15 protein-coding genes are annotated in these 19,671 nt (G+C 62.7%); 8 read left to right on the forward strand and 7 right to left on the reverse strand.

Annotated features, from left to right (window positions below; genetic code table 11):
- Positions 1-2: 2 nt before the first annotated feature.
- Complete coding sequence (locus WIN67_RS09540; protein WP_339071091.1) at positions 3-1,550, reverse strand: NCS1 family nucleobase:cation symporter-1; 1,548 nt, start codon at positions 1,548-1,550, stop codon at positions 3-5.
- 526 nt (positions 1,551-2,076) lie between these two features.
- On the reverse strand, positions 2,077-2,811 hold the full coding sequence (locus tag WIN67_RS09545; RefSeq protein WP_102863863.1) for a phosphoadenylyl-sulfate reductase: 735 nt from the start codon (positions 2,809-2,811) through the stop codon (positions 2,077-2,079).
- Positions 2,812-2,986: 175 nt separating this feature from the next.
- Here WIN67_RS09545 and thrH point away from each other — a divergent pair, with 175 nt between their 5' ends.
- The gene (gene thrH / locus WIN67_RS09550; protein ID WP_015634738.1) at positions 2,987-3,604 is read left to right on the forward strand and encodes a bifunctional phosphoserine phosphatase/homoserine phosphotransferase ThrH; all 618 of its coding nucleotides are present in this window, start codon (positions 2,987-2,989) and stop codon (positions 3,602-3,604) included.
- Positions 3,605-3,718: 114 nt separating this feature from the next.
- Here the strand turns inward: thrH and pabB are convergent, their stop codons facing one another.
- The 4 genes from pabB to WIN67_RS09570 all read right to left on the reverse strand — a co-directional run bounded on the left by pabB (position 3,719) and on the right by WIN67_RS09570 (position 8,286).
- A complete protein-coding gene (gene pabB, locus WIN67_RS09555) occupies positions 3,719-5,062 on the reverse strand; it encodes an aminodeoxychorismate synthase component I (protein WP_339071092.1) in 1,344 nt (447 codons plus the stop codon).
- 163 nt (positions 5,063-5,225) lie between these two features.
- A complete protein-coding gene (locus WIN67_RS09560; protein WP_102878964.1) occupies positions 5,226-6,212 on the reverse strand; it encodes an alpha-L-glutamate ligase-like protein in 987 nt (328 codons plus the stop codon).
- A complete protein-coding gene (locus tag WIN67_RS09565; RefSeq protein WP_102863860.1) occupies positions 6,212-7,744 on the reverse strand; it encodes an inactive transglutaminase family protein in 1,533 nt (510 codons plus the stop codon). The genes WIN67_RS09560 and WIN67_RS09565 overlap by 1 nt, the downstream gene beginning before the upstream one ends.
- 5 nt (positions 7,745-7,749) lie before the next feature.
- Positions 7,750-8,286, reverse strand: a complete 537-nt coding sequence (locus tag WIN67_RS09570; RefSeq protein WP_102863859.1) for an ATP-dependent zinc protease — start codon at positions 8,284-8,286, stop codon at positions 7,750-7,752.
- Between the two features lie 267 nt (positions 8,287-8,553).
- Here WIN67_RS09570 and WIN67_RS09575 point away from each other — a divergent pair, with 267 nt between their 5' ends.
- From WIN67_RS09575 to prpD, 6 genes are all read left to right on the forward strand, one after another.
- Positions 8,554-9,276 (forward strand): GntR family transcriptional regulator, encoded by a 723-nt coding sequence (locus WIN67_RS09575; protein ID WP_102863858.1) that lies wholly within the window; start codon positions 8,554-8,556, stop codon positions 9,274-9,276.
- The gene (prpB, locus tag WIN67_RS09580; RefSeq protein WP_011060181.1) at positions 9,273-10,166 is read left to right on the forward strand and encodes a methylisocitrate lyase; all 894 of its coding nucleotides are present in this window, start codon (positions 9,273-9,275) and stop codon (positions 10,164-10,166) included. Before WIN67_RS09575 ends, prpB begins: the two co-directional genes overlap by 4 nt.
- Before the next feature lie 69 nt (positions 10,167-10,235).
- Positions 10,236-11,363 (forward strand): bifunctional 2-methylcitrate synthase/citrate synthase, encoded by a 1,128-nt coding sequence (gene prpC / locus WIN67_RS09585; RefSeq protein WP_213664979.1) that lies wholly within the window; start codon positions 10,236-10,238, stop codon positions 11,361-11,363.
- A 202-nt stretch (positions 11,364-11,565) separates the two neighbouring features.
- Complete coding sequence (acnD, locus tag WIN67_RS09590) at positions 11,566-14,160, forward strand: Fe/S-dependent 2-methylisocitrate dehydratase AcnD (protein ID WP_339071093.1); 2,595 nt, start codon at positions 11,566-11,568, stop codon at positions 14,158-14,160.
- Positions 14,161-14,221: 61 nt separating this feature from the next.
- The gene (gene prpF, locus WIN67_RS09595) at positions 14,222-15,412 is read left to right on the forward strand and encodes a 2-methylaconitate cis-trans isomerase PrpF (protein ID WP_110652110.1); all 1,191 of its coding nucleotides are present in this window, start codon (positions 14,222-14,224) and stop codon (positions 15,410-15,412) included.
- A 164-nt stretch (positions 15,413-15,576) separates the two neighbouring features.
- Positions 15,577-17,061, forward strand: a complete 1,485-nt coding sequence (prpD, locus tag WIN67_RS09600) for a 2-methylcitrate dehydratase (RefSeq protein WP_339071095.1) — start codon at positions 15,577-15,579, stop codon at positions 17,059-17,061.
- A 124-nt stretch (positions 17,062-17,185) separates the two neighbouring features.
- Here the strand turns inward: prpD and WIN67_RS09605 are convergent, their stop codons facing one another.
- Entirely contained in the window at positions 17,186-18,139 is a 954-nt protein-coding gene (locus WIN67_RS09605) for a DMT family transporter (RefSeq protein ID WP_170003335.1), read from the reverse strand.
- 93 nt (positions 18,140-18,232) lie between these two features.
- Here WIN67_RS09605 and WIN67_RS09610 point away from each other — a divergent pair, with 93 nt between their 5' ends.
- A complete protein-coding gene (locus WIN67_RS09610) occupies positions 18,233-19,654 on the forward strand; it encodes a PLP-dependent aminotransferase family protein (RefSeq protein WP_339071096.1) in 1,422 nt (473 codons plus the stop codon).
- The last annotated feature ends 17 nt before the right edge of the window (positions 19,655-19,671 follow it).

Consider the following 19,671-nt stretch of genomic DNA (forward strand, 5'->3'; position numbering starts at 1 on the left):
TTTCAATGACTGACGTTTTCCACGGCGATGGATTCGCCGCTGACGTCCGCGTAATTGGGCTGGCGCTTGGCGATGATCAGGTACAGCAGGCCGGCGATGCCGGCGCCGATCAGCCAGGAAAAGGGCGAGACGCTGGCAAAGCCCGGCACCAGGGCCAGCACGATGGCAATCAGCGCCGCGGGCACGAAGGCCGCCACCGCTCGCAGATTGACCCCGCGGCTGTAGAAGTACGCGCCTTGCGGGTCTTCGCTGTACAGCTGTGGCACGTGGATCTGGGCTTTGCGCAGGATCCAGTAGTCCACCATGATCACCCCGTACAACGGGCCTAGCAGGGCACCGAGGCCGGAGAGGAAGTACACGATCACCAGCGGGCTGTTGTACAGGTTCCACGGCAGGATCAGCACCGCCAGCGCCGCACTGATCAGCCCGGCGCGGCGGAAGGTCAGGTACTTGGGGGCCAGGTTGCTGAGGACGAAGGCCGGTGCGACGAAGTTGGCCATGATGTTCACCGCCACGGTGACGATCAGGAAGGCCAGGCAACCCAGGACCAGGAACAGGGTGTTGGGGATCGAGGCGATGATCTGGGTCGGACTTTCGATGACCTGGCCGTTGATCTGGAACTGCGCTCCGCACAGCAGCACGGTGATGGTGGCGAACACCAGGATGTTCACCGGCAGGCCCCAGAAGTTGCCGACCTTGATGGTCTTGCGGCACGGCGAGGAGCGGGCGAAGTCGCAGAAATTGAGGATCAGCGTGCCGTAGATCGCCAGCCACAAGGCGCCGCCGGCGAAGATCTGCCGCCACATTTCTCCGCCGGTCAAAGGTTCGCGGATCGACCAGGCAATCTGCCCGTCGGCCTGGGTGTACATCCACCCGGCGAGGCAGGCCACGGTCAGCAGAATGATCGGCCCGGCGAAGGCTTCGTAGCGGCGGATCATCTCCATGCCGTAGGCGAGGATCACCAACTGCACCAGCCAGATCAGCACGAAACAGGCCCAGCCCAGTGTCGAGAGGCCGAGGATCGAGTTGTGGTCGTAGTCGGCGAACCCCGGATGAATGGCCGTGAGCAACACGCGAAATACCACCGAGGCCAGGTAGGTCTGGATGCCGAACCAGGCGATGGCGATCACCGCGCGGATCAGTGCCGGTATCTGTGCACCATGGATGCCGAAGCTGATGCGGCTGATCACCGGGAACGGCACCCCGGTCTTCTGTCCCATGTAGCCGGACAGGTTCATGAAGAAGTACACCAGCGCCGCGCCTATTCCCAGCGACAGGAGGATCTGCCAGCCACCCAGGCCCAGGGCGTAGAGGCCGATGGCAAAGGAGTAGTTGGCGATGTTGTGCACATCGTTGGTCCACAGGGCAAAGATGCTGTAGCCACCCCAGCGCCGGCCTTCGACCTTGGTTGGCGCCAGGTCGCGGTTGTGCAGGCGCGGGCTGAGGATGACCCTGTCCGGGTCGGTTGTGGCGATGGGCTGTTGCAGGTGGTGCGAGTGCGGCGAGGAGGGCAGATCCAGTGCGATGTTGTTGGAAGGGCTGGTGTGCATTCCGGCGGCTCCTGATTCCGGCCCCGGATGACTGTGCTTGAGCGCAAGGCTCGACAATCTTCGTCGCAGGGGCGGAATCACTGGGTTCTGGGCATCTGCAGCTTGAGTCGTGGATCAGGCGTGCGGACGGTTAGTGTATGTATGTTTTGCTGTTTTTGTATACAAAACATAGGTCGACTAAAGCCACTTCTGTGCCAGTTTTGAAACTATGAAATCGGCTGCTGATTTCGTTTTGTTATGGGCTGCCACTAACTGTATGAAATAGATGGATTAAAAATTGACCGTTTGAACAGGTATTTATTTTTCGGCGGACGCGATTGGCTGTCGTATGAATGCTGACGGCAGAAAGGCATGTCACTTTTTGGGGCGGAGGGTGCTGAAAGTGCACACATAAATGGCACCCTTGGTGACATTTATGTGTACAGGTTTTGCGGGTGCGTCGGTTGGCGTTCCGTTTGCCGGCGAACGCGTCCTCAGGGCGAGGGGCTTTCGCCGGCAAGCCGGTTCCAGGGGAGAAGGGGGAGGGTCAGGCTTTGCTGATGAGGTTGCCGGCGTGCAGGCCGCATTCCTTCTGGGTGGCTTCTTCCCACCACCAGCGGCCTTCGCGCTCGTGCTGGTTGGGCAGTACCGGGCGGGTGCAGGGCTCGCAGCCGATGCTGATGAAGCCGCGCTCATGCAGGCTGTTGTACGGCAGTTCCAGCATGCGGATGTAGCCCCAGATCTCTTCGCTGCTCATCTGCGCCAGCGGGTTGAACTTGTACAGGGGACGTTCCGGGGTGGAGAAGGCGCTGTCGATCTCCAGCACCGCCACCTGGCTGCGGGTGCCCGGGCTCTGGTCGCGGCGCTGGCCGGTGGCCCAGGCGCTGACGGTGGACAGTTTGCGTCGCAGCGGTTCGATCTTGCGGATGCCGCAGCATTCGCCGTGGCCGTCCTTGTAGAAGCTGAACAGGCCCTTTTCCTTGACGAAGGGTTCGAGCTTGCTGTGGTCCGGCGAGATCAGTTCGATGTCGATCTTGTAGTGTTCACGCACCTGATCGATGAAACGGTAGGTTTCCGGGTGCAGGCGCCCGGTGTCCAGGCTGAACACCTTGACGTTCTTGTTGAGCTTCCAGGCCATGTCCACCAGCACCACATCCTCGGCGCCGCTGAAGGAGATCCACAGGTCGTCACCGAACTGGGCGAAGGCCAGCTTGAGAATGTCCTGGGCGGATTTGTTGGCATAGGTCGCGGCGAGTTCAGCGACGTCGAACGATGGGGTCATCAGGGCGGTTTCCTACAGGTCGGTGGCGCTGTGCGCTCTATAGGGGGGCGATCTTAACAAAATCCACCCGGCCCTGGCGCGCTCCTCTGCGTTGCGCCTGCGCAGGCGAATCGCTAGAGTTCGGCAGTCCTTTTGCTCGCTCAACTTCAATAATCAGAACCAATGGGAGTGTCTTGTGGAAATTGCCTGTCTCGATCTGGAAGGTGTCTTGGTCCCGGAAATCTGGATCGCCTTTGCCGAAAAAACCGGGATTGAATCCCTCAAGGCAACCACCCGGGATATTCCCGACTACGACGTATTGATGAAGCAGCGCCTGCGGATTCTCGACGAGCATGGCCTGAAGCTGTCCGACATCCAGGAAGTGATCGCCACCCTCAAGCCCCTGGACGGCGCGGTGGAGTTCGTCAACTGGCTGCGCGAACGTTTCCAGGTGGTGATCCTCTCCGACACCTTCTATGAGTTTTCCCAGCCCTTGATGCGCCAGCTGGGTTTCCCGACCTTGCTGTGTCACCGCCTGATCACCGATGACGGCGGTCGGGTCACCGGTTACCAGCTGCGCCAGAAGGACCCCAAGCGTCAATCGGTGCTGGCCTTCAAGAGCCTGTACTACCGGGTGATCGCGGCGGGGGATTCCTACAACGACACGACCATGCTCGGCGAGGCCGATGCCGGCATCCTGTTCCATGCCCCGGACAACGTGATCCGCGAGTTCCCGCAGTTCCCCGCGGTGCACAGTTTTGCCGAGCTGAAGCAGGAGTTCATCAAGGCTTCCAACCGCACCTTGAGCCTGTAAGCAGCACCTGTAGTCACTGCCGCAGGCTGCGATCGACTCCGAAGCAGGCGTCGCTCTTGAGGTCTTGAAGCCCCTGCGGGGCTTGTCGCAGCCTGCGGCAGCGGCTACAGGGGTTCAGAGCCCCTGCAGCGTTTCCAGCAGCACCCGCACCTTGGTGATGGATTCCTGGTACTCCGCCTGCCAGTCCGAATCCGCGACGATTCCGCCACCGCCCCAGCAACAGATCTGCCCGTCCTTGGCCAACAGGCTGCGGATGGCGATCGAGCTGTCCATTTCCCCACGCACGTCCAGGTACAGCAGCGAGCCGCAGTACAGCGCCCGTCGCGTGGGCTCCAGTTCGTCGATGATCTGCATCGAGCGGATCTTCGGCGCGCCGGTGATCGAGCCGCCGGGGAAGCTGCCGGCGATCAGGTCCAGGGCGTCCTTGTCGTGCGCCAGCTCGCCGGTCACGCTGCTCACCAGATGGTGCACGTTGGGGTAGCTTTCCAGGCTGAACAGCTCCGGCACGCGCACCGAGCCGGTGCGGCAAGTGCGCCCCAGGTCGTTGCGCAGCAGGTCGACGATCATCAGGTTTTCCGCGCGGTCCTTGGGGCTGGCCAGCAGCTCGGCGGCGTTGGCGGCGTCTTCTGCGGCGTCCCGGCCCCGGGGACGAGTGCCCTTGATCGGCCGGGTTTCCACCCGGCCCTGGCTGACATGAACGAAGCGCTCCGGCGACAGGCTGAGCACCGCGCCACCGTCCGGCAGGCGCTGAAAACCGGAGAAGGGCGTCGGACAGGCCGCGCGCAACGCGCAGTAGGCGACCCAGGGATCGCCCTGGTACTGGCCGCGAAAGCGCTGGGCGAAGTTCACCTGATAGCAGTCGCCGGCCTGGATGTAGTGCTGGATGCGCTGGAAGGCCTGGTGGTAATCCTCGGCGCTCAGATCAGGCTGCATGGCGCTGGTCAGCTTGAATGCCGACTGCGACGCGGGCAGTGGCTGGTTGAACAGCTGGATCAGGCGCTGGCGTTCGGCGGCGTCCAGGCTGGGGTGGAACAGCAGTTGGCTGGTGCCGGTCTGGTGGTCATTGATCAGCGCCCAGCCATACAGGCCAAAGCGCGCGTCCGGCAGGTGCAGGTCATCCCGGGCCAGGCTCGGCAGGCGTTCCAGGTGGCGGCCGAAGTCGTAGCTGAGGTAGCCGATCAGGCCGCCGGCGAAGGGCAGTTCATAGGGCGCCGGGACCTCGGCCGGGCCCAGTTGCTGCAGGTTGTGCCGCAGACGCTGGAGGAAGTCGCCGCCACGTTCGTCGGCGGCCACCGTCAGCTCGGCCAGCGGCCAGGCACTGAGCAGGTCATAGCGACCGCGCTCGGCAGCGGGCCGGCCGCTGTCCAGCAGCACGGCACCGGGGGCGTGTTCGATTGCCGCGAAATACTCGGCGGGGTTGGCGCGATAAGGAAGCGGGTGTACGGAACAGGTCAACATGCGGGGCAAATCAGCCATCGGAGCGCGGTTGGCGATTGTATGCCTGTGCAGGAATTGCTCCTAGAGGGTATGTCGGCGATTGCCTGATTCAGGGCGCATTCACCGACCTGTAGCCGCTGCCGCAGGCTGCGAAAATTGCCTTCGCACCCCGCGGCAGCCGTTATCAGCCTTCCACCGGCGGAATGTGGCCGAACAGCTCCTGGGCGAAGCGCACCCGCTCTTCGACGGTTTCCTCGATGCCCCGGGCCTTGAGTTGCTCAAGGTGGGCTTCAATAGCGTGGGTACGCTGGGTCAGGCCGCAGTCGTTGGCGATCTGGATATTCAGCCCGGGCCGGGCGTTGAGCTCGAGAATCAGCGGGCCCTTGTCCTGGTCCAGCACCATGTCCACGCCGATGTAGCCCAGGCCACAGAGCTCGTAGCAGCCGGCTGCCAGCTTCATGAAACCGTCCCAGTAGGGCAGTTGCACACCGTCCACGGCGTTGGTGGTATCTGGGTGCTTGGTGATGATGTTGTTCAGCCAGGTGCCGCGCAGAGTCAGGCCGGTAGCCAGATCGACACCGACGCCAATGGCGCCCTGGTGCAGGTTGGCCTTGCCCCCGGACTGGCGGGTTGGCAGGCGCAGCATGGCCATCACCGGGTAGCCCATGAGCACGATGATGCGGATGTCCGGCACGCCTTCGTAGCTGATGCTCTTGAAGATCTGGTCCGGGGTCACCCGGTACTCGATCAGTGCCCGGTCGCGGTGGCCGCCCAGGGAATACAGGCCGGTGAGGATGCTGGAGATCTGATGCTCGATCTCCTCATGGCTGATGATCTTCCCGGACACCGTGCGGTAACGGCCTTCGAAGCGGTCGGCGATCACCAGGATGCCGTCACCACCGGCGCCTTGCGCCGGCTTGATCACGAAGTCGTTACGCCCACCGATGATCTCGTCGAGCTTGTCGATTTCCTTCTCGGTGGAGATCACCCCGTACAGTTCCGGCACATGGATGCCGGCCTTGATCGCCCGCTCCTTGGTGATGATCTTGTCATCGACGATGGGGTACAGGCTGCGCTTGTTGTACTTGAGCACGTAGTCGGCATTACGCCGGTTGATGCCCATGATTCCCCGCGCTTCCAGGGCTTTCCAGGTTTTCCACAGGCCGAACATCAGGAGTCAGCCTTGACGAAGGCTTTGAAACGCACGAGCTCCGTCAGGCGGTAGCCGCGGTAGCGACCCATCGCCAGCATGAAGCCCACCAGGATCAGCAGCATCGCCGGGAAGGTGAAGACGAAGTACGTCAGCTCCGGCACGCTCATGATCAGGTGCGCCAGGGACGCGGCAAACAGGGTGCCAATGGCGACTTTCATCGCGTGGCCGCCGCCACGTTCTTCCCAGGTGATGGACAGGCGTTCGATGGTCATGGTCAGGATCACCATCGGGAACAGTGCCACCGACAGCCCGCGCTCCAGGCCCAGCTTGTGGCTGAACAGGCTGATGGCGGCGATCAGCACCACGACGAAGGTCAGCACCACCGACAGCCGCGGCAGCATCTGCAACTTCAAGTGTTCCAGGTACGAGCGCAATGAAAGGCCCAGCGCGGTAATCACCGTGAACAGCACGATACCGAAGCCCAACTGGGTCTCGCGGAATGCCAGGGCGATCAGCACCGGGGTGAAGGTGCCCAGGGTCTGCAGGCCGATCAGGTTGCGCAACACCAGGATCACCAGCACGCCGATGGGGATCATCACCATGATCATGAAGGTCTGTTGGGTCTGTAGCGGCAGGCCGTACAGCGAGTATTCGAGGAAGTTGGCGTCGGTGTTCTCGTCGGTCAGCTTGGCCAGGCGAATGGCGTTCATTTCGCTGTTGTTGAGGCTGAAGGTGACGTTGGCCTTCTTGCCGCCATCGACGGTGATCAGGTTGTCATCGCCAGTCCACCACAGCAGGCGGTCGCTGGGCATGCCCTGTTCGCCGGTTTCCGGGTTGAAGTACAGCCAGTCGGTGCCGTTGAAGCTGCGCAGCCAGAGTTCCGGGGTCTGCGGCTGATCGGCCACCAGGCGGATGGTGTGGACCTTCTCCATCGGCACGTGGGCGATGGACAGCAGCAGCTCGACGATCCTGGCCTTGTTGGCGCTGGAGGGGTCGCCGGCCAGCAGCAGCTTGGCGTTGTCGTCATTGGCGTTGTTGACGCGCTTGATGGCTTCGCTGATGAAGGTCTCGACGTCCGCCGAGTGCTGGCGGATTGGCGCCAGCAGGGCTTCGGCGGCGATCTTTTCCGCGCCTTCCACGGCCATGCTGTCGCGGAAGGTCGGGCCCTTGACCTTGGATTTCTCGGCGCTGTAGCGCTTGGTCAGCACCAGGCGGTAGTACAGGGTCTGGTTGCCCTTGGCCCGGCGTGCCGACCAGGTGACCTTGCGGTTGCCGTCGACGCGGTTGACCGCCACCCCGTAGTTGTTGGAAATGAAGCTCTCGTTGAGGCTCACGTAGTCGCGGCTCAGGGGCGGCACGAACATCTGGATCTTGATCGGGTCCTTGCCGTTGGCGACGAACTCGACCTTGGCGTCGATGTTCCACAGATCGTCGGTGGCGTCTTCGGTCACCGGAATGCCGAGCACGAAGATCTGATAGGCCGTGATCGAAATGCCCAGCACCACCAGGATGGCGATCAGGACTTTCAGATGAAGGGTAAGAGAGCGCATTGGAATTACTCTGCGGTATGAGCGTCGGTGGCGCAGGCGGGTTTGCCAGCAGCGTATTTAAGACTGGGGTCGACCAGCGCGTCGAAGCGTTTCAGCGCTTCGGAGCCAATCAGCAGCGGGTATTGGAAAGTGCTGCGGTCGGTCAGGTTCACTTCGATGCTGCGCAAGGCACTGCCCATGCAGACATCCAGAGCGATCACCGGACGCGCGGTGTAATTCTTGTCCTCATCGGGATCATAGTCGCCGGCGCGGCGCTTGATCTTGCTGACCCGGGCCAGGGGCCGTTCGATGGGGTGGGAATGGGCGGTGTCGATGGCCAGGTAGAAACGCACCCAGGACTCGCCATTGCGCTTGAAGCGCTTGATGTCGCGGGCACTTAAGGACGCAGTCTTGGCGCCGGTGTCGAGCTTGGCAGCAACTTCCAGGTCGATACCTGATAGATGCGCGTACTCGTTCAAACCGTAGACCGTCTTGCCGGCGGCGGCACTGAGGCCGGGCAGGGCAGGCAGACAGAGGAGTAGGGGAAGGGCCTTGAGTCTCATAGATCCTGATGGGCTTGGGTTCTTCAGTTCAAGGCGACCGGCATTGCTGCGCAAGCTCCCTCGTATGCGTGTCATAAAAAGATGACAGGCCAATGCGGGCAGCATTCTAGCATGCTGGTTTTATGGCGCCAGCGTCGGGGGCGGGCCTTTTGTCTCGTTTGGGTGCAAAGGCTTATTAGACGATTGTCGACAATCTCAATTTTTCCTTTGACTGTTTAGGGGGTATTGGCTAGTTTTTGCCTCATTGATTTTAAAGGTGTCGACAATATGTTGGATCAACTGGAACATCCGCTGCCGACACAGGACGATTCTGAGACCCTGTCCGAAAACGTCTTCCGGCGCATCCAGGCCGCCATCGTCAAGGGCGAGATCGCCCCGGGCAGCAAGATCTCCGAGCCTGAGCTGGCCCGAACCTACGGCATCAGTCGCGGCCCGCTGCGCGAAGCCATCCACCGCCTGGAAGGCCAGCGCCTGTTGGTGCGGGTGCCGCATGTCGGGGCCCGGGTGGTATCCCTGAGCCACGCCGAGCTGATCGAACTCTACGAAATTCGCGAATCCCTGGAGGGCATGGCCTGTCGCCTGGCGGCGGAGCGCATGACCAGCGAGGAAATCGACGAATTGCGCCGGGTGCTCGATACCCATGAGCGCGATGCGGCGTTCCAGGCCGGGGTCGGCTACTACCAGCAGGAAGGGGATTTCGACTTCCACTACCGGATCATCCAGGGCGCGGGCAACCGTACCCTCACGCAAATGCTCTGTGGCGAGCTGTATCAGTTGGTGCGCATGTATCGCATCCAGTTCTCCGCGACCCCCAACCGCCCGCACCAGGCCTTTGCCGAACACCACCGGATTCTCGACGCCATTGCCGATCGCGACGGCGAACTGGCCGAGCTACTGATGCGCCGCCACATCGGCGCCTCGAAACGCAACATCGCGCGTCACTACCAGGACAGCGCCCATCAGACAGCCACTCCACGAGGTGAGTCATGAGTTCCAACAAGAGCACTCCAGGCCAGCGTTTCCGCGATGCGGTCGCCAGCGAACAGCCATTGCAAGTGGTGGGCGCGATCAACGCCAACCACGCCCTGCTGGCCAAGCGCGCTGGCTTCAAGGCGATCTACCTGTCTGGCGGCGGGGTCGCCGCCGGTTCCCTCGGGGTGCCTGACCTGGGCATCACCGGCCTCGACGACGTCCTTACCGACGTGCGCCGCATCACCGACGTCTGCGACCTGCCACTGCTGGTGGACGTGGACACCGGTTTCGGTTCCTCGGCCTTCAACGTGGCCCGCACCGTCAAGTCGATGATCAAGTTCGGCGCGGCGGCGATCCACATCGAGGACCAGGTCGGCGCCAAGCGCTGCGGTCACCGTCCTAATAAAGAGATCGTGTCCCAGCAGGAAATGGTCGACCGCATCAAGGCCGCGGTGGATGCCCGCACCGACGACAGTTTCGTGATCATGGCGCGTACCGACGCCCTGGCGGTGGAAGGCCTGGAGTCGGCCCTGGAGCGCGCCGCGGCGTGCATCGAGGCCGGTGCCGACATGGTGTTCCCGGAAGCCATCACCGAGCTTGAGATGTACAAGATCTTCGCCGACCGGGTGAAAGCGCCGATCCTGGCCAACATCACCGAATTCGGCGCGACTCCGCTGTACACCACCGAACAGTTGAAATCCGTGGATGTTTCCCTGGTGCTGTACCCGCTGTCGGCGTTCCGTGCCATGAACAAGGCGGCGGAAAACGTCTACACCGCGATCCGTCGCGATGGCACCCAGCAGAACGTGATCGACACCATGCAGACCCGCATGGAGCTCTACGAGCGTATCGACTACCACAGCTTCGAGCAGAAGCTCGACGCGCTGTTCGCGCAGAAGAAAGGTTGATTCGCGAACCACGAACAAACCGTTGATGAAGTTGCCAAGTCCCTAACAAATTCAAGATTGGAGAGAGCAATGGCCGAAGCAAAAGTATTGAGTGGCGCAGGTCTGCGCGGACAGGTGGCCGGGCAAACCGCGCTGTCCACCGTGGGCCAGGCCGGTGCCGGGTTGACCTATCGCGGCTATGACGTGCGCGAACTGGCGGCCGATGCGCAGTTCGAGGAAGTGGCCTACCTGCTGTTGTACGGCGATCTGCCGACCCAGGAGCAACTGGCCGCTTACAGCGCCAGGCTGAGCAAGCTGCGGGACCTGCCTCAGGCGCTCAAGGAAGTGCTGGAGCGGATTCCGGCCCAGGCCCATCCGATGGACGTGATGCGTACGGGCTGCTCGTTCCTCGGCAATATCGAGCCGGAGGCGGACTTCTCCCAGCAGCATGACGTCACCGACCGTCTGCTGGCGGCTTTCCCGGCGATCATGTGCTACTGGTACCGCTTCAGCCACGAAGGCGTGCGCATCAGCTGTGTCAGCGACGAGCAGACCATCGGCGGCCACTTCCTGCACTTGTTGCACGGCAAGAAGCCCAGCGAGTTGCACGTCAAGGTGATGAACGTCTCGCTGATCCTTTATGCCGAGCACGAATTCAACGCTTCCACCTTCACCGCCCGGGTCTGTGCCTCGACCCTGTCGGACCTGTACTCGTGCATTACTGCAGCCATCGGTTCGCTACGCGGCCCGCTGCACGGTGGTGCCAACGAGGCAGCCATGGAGCTGATCGAGCGCTTCCAGAGCCCCGAGGAGGCGACTGCCGAGTTGCTGCGGATGCTGGAGCGCAAGGACAAGATCATGGGCTTCGGTCACGCGATCTACAAAGACAACGACCCGCGCAACGAGGTGATCAAGGGCTGGTCGAAGAAGCTCGCCGACGAAGTGGGCGACAAGGTGCTGTTCCCGGTATCCGAAGCCATCGACAAGACCATGTGGGAGCAGAAGAAACTCTTCCCCAACGCCGACTTCTACCACGCCTCGGCGTACCACTTCATGGGCATCCCCACCAAGCTGTTCACGCCAATCTTCGTGTGTTCGCGCCTGACCGGCTGGGCTGCTCATGTGTTCGAACAGCGTGGCAACAACCGCATCATCCGTCCAAGCGCCGAGTACATCGGCGTTGAACAGCGCAAGTTCGTGCCAATCGAACGCCGCTGACCGGGAGGGTGTCGGCACTGTGGCTTGAATGAACCACAAACCTGTAGGAGCGAACTTGCTCGCCATAGCGATGGATCAGCCGACAGCCATGTCGGATCTGCTTCAGTCATCGCGAGCCAGGTCGCTCCGACAAGGGATAGATGTCCATTCAACACGGTGCCAGGCGCTCCCTTTGAAACTACCGTGATCGAGTCCCCTGACCATGAACACTGAATTTCGCAAGACGCTGCCTGGCAGCCAGCTGGACTACTTCGACGCCCGTGCGGCGGTCGATGCGCTTCAGCCAGGCGCTTACGACAGCCTGCCCTATACCTCCCGCGTGCTGGCGGAGAACCTGGTGCGTCGCTGTGATCCGGCGACCCTCAAGGCGTCCCTGGGCCAGTTGATCGAACGTCGTGACGACCTGGACTTTCCCTGGTTCCCAGCCCGCGTGGTGTGCCATGACATCCTTGGCCAGACTGCGTTGGTGGACCTGGCCGGCCTACGCGACGCCATCGCCGACCAGGGCGGTGATCCGGTGCTGGTCAACCCGGTAGTGCCGACCCAGTTGATCGTCGACCACTCCCTGGCCGTGGAGTGCGGCGGCTTCGACCCGGATGCCTTCGACAAGAACCGCGCCATCGAAGACCGGCGCAACGAAGACCGTTTCCACTTCATCAACTGGACCAAGAAAGCCTTCAAGAACGTCGACGTGATCCCGCCGGGCAACGGCATCATGCACCAGATCAACCTGGAGAAAATGTCCCCGGTGATCCAGGTGCGCGACGGGGTGGCCTTCCCTGATACCTGCGTCGGCACCGACAGCCACACCCCGCACGTGGATGCCCTGGGTGTGATCGCCATCGGCGTGGGCGGCCTGGAAGCCGAGAACGTCATGCTCGGTCGCGCTTCGTGGATGCGCTTGCCGGAAATCATCGGTGTCGAGCTCACTGGCAAGTTGCAGCCCGGGATCACCGCCACCGACATGGTGCTGGCGCTGACCGAGTTCCTGCGCAAACAGAAAGTGGTGGGTGCCTGGCTGGAGTTCTTCGGCGCAGGCGCCGCGGCACTGACCCTGGGCGACCGCGCCACCATCTCCAACATGGCCCCGGAATACGGCGCCACCGCGGCGATGTTCTACATCGACCAGCAGACCATCGACTACCTCAAGCTCACCGGCCGTGAAGACGAACAAGTGCGCCTGGTAGAGAGCTACGCCAAGCACACCGGCCTGTGGGCCGACAGCCTGAAGCGCGCGCGTTACGAGCGTGGCCTGCAGTTCGACCTGTCGTCGGTGGTGCGCAACATGGCCGGGCCGAGCAACCCCCACGCGCGGGTCGCCACCAGCGACCTGGCGGCCAAGGGCATCGCCGGGCAGTGGTCCGAAGTGCCGGGGCAGATGCCCGACGGCGCGGTGATCATCGCCGCCATCACCAGTTGCACCAACACCAGCAACCCGCGCAACGTGATTGCTGCCGGCCTGCTGGCGCGCAATGCCAACAAGCTGGGGCTGACCCGCAAGCCGTGGGTCAAATCGTCCCTGGCTCCGGGTTCGAAAACCGTGGCCATGTACCTGGAAGAAGCCGGCCTGGGCCATGAACTGGAACAGCTGGGCTTTGGCGTGGTGGCTTTTGCCTGCACCACTTGCAACGGCATGTCCGGCGCCCTGGACCCGGTGATCCAGAAAGAGATCATCGATCGCGACCTGTACGCCACCGCCGTGCTCTCGGGCAACCGCAACTTCGACGGGCGTATCCACCCCTATGCCAAGCAGGCGTTCCTGGCTTCGCCGCCGCTGGTGGTGGCCTACGCGATTGCCGGCACCATCCGTTTCGATATCGAGAAGGACGTGCTGGGCCTGGACGCCAACGGCCGGGAAATCCGCCTCAAGGACATCTGGCCGAGCGACGAAGAAATCGACGCCGTGGTCAAGGCCGCGGTGAAGCCGGAGCAGTTCCGCAAGGTCTACATCCCGATGTTCGCCATCCACGAGGACACCGGCCCGAAAGTCGAGCCGCTGTACGACTGGCGTCCGCAGAGCACCTACATCCGCCGTCCGCCTTACTGGGAAGGGGCCCTGGCCGGCGAGCGCAGCCTCAAGGGCATGCGGCCGCTGGCGGTGCTGCCGGACAACATCACCACCGACCACCTGTCGCCGTCCAACGCCATCATGCTCGACAGTGCGGCCGGTGAGTACCTGGCGAAAATGGGCCTGCCGGAGGAGGACTTCAACTCCTACGCGACCCACCGTGGCGACCACCTGACCGCTCAGCGCGCGACCTTTGCCAACCCGAAACTGTTCAACGAAATGGTCGAGGAAAACGGCAAGGTCAAGCAGGGTTCCCTGGCGCGCATCGAGCCGGAAGGCAAAGTGACGCGGATGTGGGAAGCCATCGAAACCTACATGCAGCGCAAGCAGCCGCTGATCATCATTGCCGGCGCCGACTACGGCCAGGGCTCGTCCCGCGACTGGGCGGCCAAGGGCGTGCGCCTGGCGGGTGTGGAGGCGATCGTCGCCGAAGGCTTCGAGCGCATCCACCGCACCAACCTGGTGGGCATGGGCGTGCTGCCCCTGGAGTTCCTGGCGGGCACCGACCGCAAGACCCTGGGCATCGACGGCACCGAAACCTACGACGTGATCGGCGAACGCACACCACGGGCGCAGTTGACCCTGGTGATCAATCGCCGCAACGGCGAGCGGTTGGAGGTGCCGGTAACCTGCCGCCTCGACACCGCCGAAGAGGTGTCGATCTACGAGGCGGGCGGGGTGCTGCAACGCTTCGCCCAGGACTTCCTGGAATCGGCAGTCGCCAGCTAAATGACGTACCGGGGGCGGGCCGCAAGGCGCCGCCCCCGGTCTTTATCAGGACCAGAAATCCATGGCATTTGTAGCGCAAATCAAGATTCCGGCCACCTACATGCGTGGCGGCACCAGCAAGGGTGTGTTCTTCAACCTGCAGGACCTGCCCGAGGCCGCGCAGTTGCCGGGCGCGGCCCGCGATGCCCTGCTGCTGCGGGTGATCGGCAGCCCCGATCCCTATGACAAGCAGATCGACGGCATGGGCGGTGCCACCTCCAGCACCAGCAAGACGGTGATTCTGTCCAAGAGCATCAAGGCCGATCACGACGTCGATTACCTGTTCGGGCAGGTGGCCATCGACAAGGCCTTCGTCGACTGGAGCGGCAACTGCGGCAATCTCTCGGCGGCGGTCGGCTCGTTCGCCATCAGCAGCGGCCTGGTGGACCCGGCGCGCATTCCGCAGAACGGCGTGGCGGTGGTGCGCATCTGGCAGGCCAATATCGGCAAGAGCATCATCGCCCACGTGCCGATCACCAATGGCGAGGTTCAGGAAACCGGTGATTTCGAGCTGGATGGGGTGACCTTCCCGGCGGCCGAAGTGCAGCTGGAATTCCTCGATCCGGCGGCCGAGGAAGAGGGCGCCGGTGGTTCGATGTTCCCCACCGGCAACCTGGTGGACGACTTGGAAGTCCCCGGTGTCGGCACCTTCAAGGCGACTCTGATCAATGCCGGGATTCCGACGATCTTCGTCAACGCGGCGGACATCGGTTATCGCGGCACCGAGCTGCAGGGCGACATCAATGGCGACCCCAAGGCCCTGGCGATGTTCGAGACCATCCGCGCCCACGGCGCCCTGCGCATGGGCCTGATTCAGCACCTGGACCAAGCCGCCCAGCGTCAGCACACGCCGAAAGTGGCCTTTGTGGCGCCGCCGGCGGATTACCAGGCTTCCAGCGGCAAGGCGATCAAGGCCGGTGACGTCGACCTGCTGGTGCGGGCCATGTCCATGGGCAAGCTGCATCACGCGATGATGGGCACCGCCGCGGTGGCCATCGGCACCGCGGCGGCAATTCCCGGGACCCTGGTCAATCTGGCGGCCGGTGGCGGCGCGCGCAGCGCGGTACGTTTTGGTCACCCTTCGGGCACCTTGCGCGTCGGCGCCGAAGCCACTCAAAGCGGCGGTGACTGGACGGTGGTCAAGGCCATCATGAGCCGTAGCGCCCGAGTGCTGATGGAAGGCTGGGTGCGAGTGCCCGGCGACAGTTTCTAAGCAGAGCCACGTTGGCGTGGCGGTGGGGCTTGCTCCCTCGCCACCACCGCCAGTCGTGATGTTGTTATTGAATCGCTGAGCAGGCGCAGACCTGCGATGCCGTTATTGACCTGTACCTGAGGAATCACCGCTACCCACAACCTTGCAACAGGAGTGAAGCACTCATGAGCGCCAACGTTGACCTGAACAACCGTCCCGATTACGACCCGGTTTTGCAGGACATTGCCGACTATGTCCTGGACTACGTCATCGACTCCCGGGAAGCCCTCGATACCGCCCGCAATTGCCTGATGGATACCTTGGGCTGCGGCTTGCTGGCCCTGCGTTTCCCTGAATGCACCAAGCACCTGGGACCGATCGTCGAAGGCACGGTGGTGCCCTTCGGTGCCCGGGTTCCCGGCACCAGCTATCGCCTGGACCCGGTGAAGGCGGCCTGGGACATCGGCTGCATCGTGCGTTGGCTGGATTACAACGACACCTGGCTGGCGGCCGAATGGGGGCATCCCTCGGACAACCTCGGCGGCATTCTCGCGGTGGCCGACCATCTCTCGCAAAAGCGTGTGGCCAATGGTGAAGCACCGTTGACCATGGGCGATGTGTTGCGAGCGATGGTCATGGCCCATGAGATCCAGGGAGTGATTGCCCTGGAAAACTCCTTCAACCGGGTCGGTCTCGATCATGTGCTGTTGGTAAAGGTTGCCTCCACAGCGGTCTGCGCCAAGTTGATGGGCGCCAACCGCGAGCAGTTGCTGGCGGCGCTGTCCCATGCCTTTGTCGACGGCCAGGCGTTGCGGACTTATCGTCATGCGCCGAATGCCGGTTCGCGCAAATCCTGGGCGGCGGGCGATGCTTCAAGCCGTGGGGTGCGTCTGGCGGACATCGCCCTGCGTGGCGAGATGGGGATTCCCGGTGTCCTGACGGCGCCGCAATGGGGCTTCTATGACGTGCTGTTCAGTCACACCAACAAGGACCTGGCGTTGAAGCCCGAGGCGCAGCGCTGTTTCAGCCTGTCGCAGAAGTACGCCAGTTACGTGATGGAAAACGTCCTGTTCAAGATCAGCTTCCCAGCGGAGTTCCACGCGCAGACCGCCTGTGAAGCGGCGGTGACTTTGCATCCCCTGGTGCGCAATCGCTTGCCCGAGATCGACCGGATCGTCATCACCACCCATGAATCGGCGATCCGTATCATTTCCAAGGTCGGCCCCTTGGCCAATGCCGCCGATCGTGATCATTGCCTGCAATACATGACCGCTGTGCCCCTGGCGTTCGGCACCTTGGTGGCCGAGCACTACGAAGATGATTTCCACGCAGCGCATCCGATCATCGATCAGTTGCGGGGCAAGATGGAGATCGTCGAAGACCCGCGTTACACCCGTGAATACCTGGAGGCCGACAAGCGCTCCATCGCCAATGCCGTGCAGTTGTTCTTCAAGGACGGCTCCAGTACCGAGCAGGTGGCGGTGGAATATCCCATCGGTCACCGTCGTCGCCGCGCCGAAGGCATTCCATTGCTGGAGGACAAGTTCAAGGCCAATCTGGCCACGCGCTTCACCGCCCAGCGTTCGACGCAGATTTTCCAACTGTGCAAGGACCCGGCGCGCCTGGAGGCAACACCGGTGCATAGGTTCGTCGATTTGCTGGTGATCTGAGGCAACCTTCTCCCTTTGTAGGGACGAGCTTGCTCGCGATGAATGTCAGTGATGACACCGGTTCGCCGGGCGAACCCGGCGTTCCGATGGGGTTGGTGAGCAAACTCGCCGCTACTGAGTTCCTTTAGTCTTGGGCAGGTGTTCTGGACAGCCATTTATCCAATGGCAATTTGGTGATGGCAAAGCCGCCGAGCAGGGTGGCGGAGTACAGCAACAAGTCCCGGGACAGGCTCTGTCCTTCGTACCAGGCGCCGATGATCACCGCGAACACCGGGAAAATGATGAACACGAAGGACAGGATCACCGGGTTCAGTCGCTTGAGCAGGAAGAAGTAGACAATGAACCCGCCCACCGAAGCGGCCAGCCCCAGATACAGCAAGGCGCCCCAGGAACGCGGGCTGATGGCGGCAAAGTCCGGTTGCTCAATCCCCAGCCCCGCCAGGCACAGCAGCAAACCGGCGATGCCGATTGGCAAGGTGTTGTAGGTGATGACACTGATGGCGCTGCCGTGTTTCTTGGTGACCACGTAGCACAGTGCATGCAGCAGCGCCGCGCCGAGAATCGCCAGTACCCCCGACAGTTCGTTGTGATCGCTGAGCAGGCCCTGGCCGCGGATGATCTGGAACAGGCTGGCGAAGCCGACAGCGATGCCCAGCAGTTGTGCCAGATGAATCTTCTCGCGCAACAGCAAGGCGGAAAAAATCAGGATGAACACCGGCATGCAGCTGAACAGCAGCGCGGTCAGGCCCGAGGAGACGTGGACCTCGCCGTAGTTGAGCAAGGTGTAGGGCAGGCTGAAGTAGCACAAGGTGACGAACAGCAAGAAACCCCGGCTGCCTTTGGGAAACATCAGTGGTTCGCGGCGCAGCCAGGCAAAGCAGGCAAACAGCGGGAAGGCGATCAGAAAGCGCAGCCCGGCGGCGGTCAGCGGCGGCACGCTCTCCACGGCAATCTTGATGCCCAGCCAGGTGGTGCCCCAGCTCAGGCAGACAATCAGGAACAGGGTGCAGGTCACCAGCGTGGCGAGCCACTGGCGCGATGACACAGGCGTGGTAGGTGCTGCCGTGAGGGTGTTCACACTGACATTCCTTTCGTGATTGGCAATTGACCCCTATATTTGGCGAGTCATTTCCGGTGATTGAACCTGTAAAGCACGTTATTGGGGTAAATGATGGCTGTCAAAGTAAGTATTGACATGGTGTCAATGTTGCGTTCCGCGTTGCAGGAGGGCTCGGGGCCCAAGTACAAGCGGCTGGCAGAGGCCCTGGACCAGGGCATTGAGCAATGTCTGCTGGCGCCCGGTAGCAAACTGTCTCCCCACCGGCTGCTGGCCGATCAACTGGGCGTGACCATCGGCACCATCAGCCGTGCCTATGCCGAGCTGGAGCGCCTGGGGCAGGTGGTGGCGCGAGTCGGTGATGGCACTTATGTGCGCCAGGACGGTTTGCAGCGTCAGCGTGATTCGGGGTTCCGCACTGTCGGAGACGAGTCGCCCGCGCTGTTCGACATGAGTCGCAATACCCATATCCCCGGTTCGGAGAGTCGTTACATCGCCCAGAGCCTGCGGGCGCTGGCGGAAGATCCCCAGGGGTTGCTGGAGGTGGCTCGCTACAGCCCGGAAGCCGGGCTGGCGCGCTATCGCGAGGCCGGCGCCCGCTGGCTGAGCCAAGAGGGATTGCAGGTTGATCCCCAGCAGGTCATTTGCGTCAACGGGGCGCAGCACGGCTTGCATGTCGCCTTGCTGGCGCTGCTCAAGGCCGGGGATACCCTGGCTACCGAACACCTGACCTATCCGGGTCTGATCAGCACTGCACGGATGCTGGGGATCAAGTTGCTGGGGTTGCCCATGGATGAGCAGGGGCTTTTGCCCGAGGCGCTGGAGGAGGCGTGCCGGCATCACCGGCTGGCGGCCCTGTATTGCACGCCGACCTTGCAGAATCCCAGCACGGCGGTGCAGTCCCCGACGCGGCGGGAGGCCATTGCCGAGGTCTGTCGGCGACACAATCTATTGATTCTTGAAGACGAAACCCATGCCGTGCTGATGGATCGGCGCCCAGCGCCGTTGGCGCATTTTGCCCCGGAGCGCACGGTGTTGATCAGCAGCCTGAGCAAGGCTGTGGCGGCTGGGTTGCGGGTCGGCTTCGTGCATGGGCCGCAGCCTCTGGTGGGACGATTGGCCGCAGCGCTGCGGGCAACCTGCTGGATGGCCACGCCGTTGGCCCTGGAGCTGGCTGCCGGGTGGATCGACGACGGTATTGCCGAACGCCTGCGTCAGCAGCAAATGGCCGAGATCACTCGTCGCAAGGGGCTGGTGGCGGGTTTGCTGCAAGGGTTGGAGTGGCGCAGTCCGCAGGCATGCCCGCATTTCTGGATTCAGGTTCCCGAGCCCTGGCGGGCCTCGGAGATCGAAGCGCATCTGAAGCAGCACTATCTGGTGGCCACGGCCGAGGCCTTTGCCGTCGGCCAGGCAGGGGTGCCGCAGTTCATTCGTGCCAGTGTCTGCAATACCACGGCCGATGATCGGAAACTGACTGAGGGTTTTGCTGCGCTGGCTGCGGCGTTAAGCCAGGAGCCTGGATTGCCGGGGTGGTGAGGCGCTGAAGGTGTGGC

It is taken from the genome of Pseudomonas idahonensis (assembly GCF_037903935.1).
Taxonomy (GTDB): domain Bacteria; phylum Pseudomonadota; class Gammaproteobacteria; order Pseudomonadales; family Pseudomonadaceae; genus Aquipseudomonas; species Aquipseudomonas danubii.